1 protein-coding gene and 2 pseudogenes are annotated in these 3,361 nt (G+C 63.4%); all 3 read right to left on the bottom strand.

What is annotated here, in order from left to right; all coding sequences use genetic code 11:
• A pseudogene (locus EN935_RS27700) lies at positions 1 to 2,082 on the bottom strand (protein ndvB); the annotation flags it as partial.
• Between the two features lie 267 nt (positions 2,083 to 2,349).
• Positions 2,350 to 2,937 carry a HutD family protein gene (locus tag EN935_RS27695; RefSeq protein WP_126068752.1) on the bottom strand — a complete coding sequence of 196 codons (588 nt, stop codon included), beginning with the start codon at positions 2,935 to 2,937 and terminating at the stop codon, positions 2,350 to 2,352.
• A 12-nt stretch (positions 2,938 to 2,949) separates the two neighbouring features.
• Positions 2,950 to 3,361, bottom strand: a pseudogene (locus EN935_RS27690) (urocanate hydratase); the annotation flags it as partial.

The following is a 3,361-nucleotide window of genomic DNA, read 5'->3' as shown; positions in this document are numbered from 1 at the left end:
CCGCTGGAAAAACGACGCATCGTCGCCGCTGGTCAGCGACGCGGTGATGCGCGGCTGCAGGATCGCATAGCCGGCGGTGACAACGCGCTTGCTGGCATCGAAATGCGGGCGGTTGAGCGGGTGGCAAAGCTTGCCGACGAGGGTCGCGACAGCGTCGCGGGTGGTGCGCGTGTCGGCGTCGAGCGTCATCACATGGACGACGTTCTCCGGCAGCGGCACGTCGAGCGGCAGGAACGTGGTGTCGCTGTCGCCGCGCAGCAGAAGGTCGAGTTCGTGCAGCTTGCCGCGCTTGCGCTCCCAGCCCATCCAGGACCCTTGAGCCGCATTGAACAGCCGGCGCCGGTGCAGGATGTAGAAACGCGGCGCGCCTTCGGAGGGATAGCGGGCGTTGAGACGGGCGATCTCGGCGCGGGCGAATTCGAGGATTTCGGTATCCGCCGCATCGATCTCGGTCTTGCTGTCGGGCCAGTCCGACAACAGCGCGAAATGGATTTCATCGGCCGTGTTGGCGAGATGATGCACCTCGATGTTGCGGATGTTTTCCTCGACATCGTCGCGCGAGCCGATCAGCGACGGCACCACAACAAGCGTGCGCGCCTCGGGCGGTACGCCGTGCCTGTAATCGTAGCCGACAAGGCGCGTCGGTTTGAGGAACAGCGAAACGACAGTGTTGAAGAAGGCGAGCGCGCCCTCGCTGGCCGGCACGGCGAACAGCGCCAGCATCAGGACGATCGACGGCACCGACAAGCCGAGATTGGCCAGTGCGTTGCCGGAGAGGACGAGAAGCAGGGCCGTCAGCGCAAACACCGGTACGACGATGCCAAGCCACCCAGTCTTGCGGAAGGCGCGCTTGACCGTCTGGCTGATGGTCGGCCGGTAGCCGATCGCCTTCTCCAGCTCCAGCCGGCGTGGGCCGACAAGAAAGAAACCGACATCGGTGTGGGCGGATAAGATCGGACCCGCATCGCTTTCACCATCGCCTAGCATGGTCTCGCTGGCGGCATGGCCGGCCAACTCGATGGCCTTTTCGGCGACGCGATATTCCGAAAGATCCGAGCGGCGCGCGAGTTCCTCGATCGCGGTCCGGTACTGGTCCCGCGAGAAGAAGTCGAGCGCGGCGAAATCGGTGCGCTCGCGCAGCACGGTGTCGATGCGGCTGACGCCTTCGAACCACACGGTCCAGTCGACGTCGTTGATGAGGCGCAGGCCGCGGATGATGTTGCCCGTCGTCACATTGCCGCTGGACAGCGTGTGGTGTTCGGAAATGATGATTTCCTCGGCATCGGAGCCGGTCTTTTCGAGCTCGCCTTCCAGCCATTCCAGGGCCTTGCCAGCATTCTGCGATCCATCACGCAGACGGTAGAGCAGCTGGGTGGCAAAGGTGGTGTCCTGCGCGTGGGCGCTGAAGTTGGACAGGATCGCCTGCCGGTCGGCGCTATCGTCGGTCGCCAGAACCTTGTCCGCCACATCATTGGCGATCTGGCGCATCTGACGGGTGCGATTGACCCTGACCGCCAGCCGGCGGAGATTTTCGATCAGGACGAAGCGCAACAGCGAAGGCAGCGCCCAAAGTTCGCCGATCTTCAGCGGCTCGACCGACTGGAAGCCCTGAACGATGGCCTTGAACATCGTCGCCGACACGGAACTGTCCGAATGCGCCACATAGGTCCATGCCAGCGCCAGCGCGCGCGGCACGCTGCCATTGTCAGGCAGTTTCAAGGTCGGCAGCTGGCGATAGAAGCGGCGCGGCAGGTCGCGCTTGACCTGGAAAATGGTCTCTTCGACCAGATAATTGTTGTCGAGCAGCCATTGTGCCGCCGGCGTGATCGTCTCGCCTCTCGCCTGCGCCGCATTGGTTGACCGGTAGACTTCCAGGATCTTCTTGGCGCTGTCGCGGACACGCGCCTGAAAATCGAAGGGCGTCAGGCCGAACAGATCGGTGAGGTCGCCTTTTGCCAGGCTTTCACCGAGCAGCCGAAGGCGCTCTTCGGGCAGGTAATTGGAGCGGATCGGCTCTTCGGTGATGGCCGGGAAGCTCGCGCTTGTCTTCTCGATTTGGGCAGGGTTCGTCTGAATATTCATTGAAAATTCCGTAAGCGGGCAGTCAGCGGCGTCACCGCCACGGCAATGGCCCTAAAACCGATTCAAATGCAATTGGTTGCATAAACCCCATTTGCCGAAAGTTTGTTTCCGCACCACGACAGGGCGTCATCCCTCAGCGAAAAACAACGACGAGCGCCCTCCTCCCGTCGAGATCGATCGACGGGGAGGATTCGGGCTTTTTCGTGATGCCCGCCGTCAGCTTACGCTATAATTCGCCGGCATCGCGATCATGTTTGGAAACAAGCGTTAATCGTTGCCGGAGATGCCGCCGATCCGGATCACGAACAGCGTTGTCTCATGGGCGGGCTGGACAAGCAGGCTGGCGCTGTCCGGCTCGGGCAGCAGCGTGTCGAGCGGCCCGAGGCGAACCGGTTCGGCGGCGGGCACGATGACTTCGCCGTTCAAGCACAGGATAAGGGTTGTGCCGGCTTCAGTCCGGATTTCCACGGGAGCCGAAATCACCAGGCGTTCGACCGAATGCGTCATCCGGCTTCGGCGGGTCATGACATTGAGATCGGTGATCGGCCCGCCAATCAGCGCGGCCGAGGTCTGCACGTCGGCCGGAAAGGAAAACGGGGCGGTCGCCCTGTTTATGGATGTCGGCGGGTAGCCGGCAATCTCGAGGACGATGCCCTCGCCTTCGAGCACGGCAAGGGTGCGATCGATGCCGGCAAACTGCGAGAACGGACCGCTCGATTCGACGCGCGCCATCGAGACGCGCCAGCCGAAGTCGTCGAGCCCGGCACCGGTGGGCGAGACGGCGATTTCTGTCGTCACGCCGCCGCCGTTCTTCCACGGCATCGACCGGTATTCGGCTGCCCGCAGGATGCGCATGAGATCAGTCCGTTACCCGAGAATGCCAGGCAGGTTGAGTTGGTGCTCCTTGGCGCATTCGATGGCGATGTCGTAGCCGGCATCGGCGTGGCGCATGACACCGGTCGCCGGGTCGTTCCACAACACCCGTTCCAGGCGCCTGGCGGCGTCGCGCGTGCCGTCGGCGACGATGACCATGCCGGCGTGCTGGGAAAAGCCCATGCCGACGCCGCCGCCATGGTGCAGCGACACCCAGGTGGCGCCAGACGCCGTATTGAGCAGTGCGTTGAGCAGCGGCCAGTCGGACACGGCGTCCGAGCCGTCCTTCATCGATTCCGTTTCCCGGTTCGGCGAGGCGACCGAGCCGGAATCGAGATGATCGCGACCGATGACGACAGGCGCCTTCAGCTCGCCCTTGGCCACCATCTCGTTGAAGGCAAGGCCC

This window comes from Mesorhizobium sp. M7D.F.Ca.US.004.03.1.1 (genome assembly GCF_003998635.1).
In the GTDB taxonomy this organism is placed as follows: domain Bacteria; phylum Pseudomonadota; class Alphaproteobacteria; order Rhizobiales; family Rhizobiaceae; genus Mesorhizobium; species Mesorhizobium loti.
This window is presented reverse-complemented; position numbering and strand designations above follow the sequence as displayed.

Coding starts and splice junctions, on each gene's coding strand:
- EN935_RS27695 (WP_126068752.1), bottom strand. CDS start 2,937: ATGCGCATCCTGCGGGCAGCCGAATACCGGTCGATGCCGTGGAAGAAC.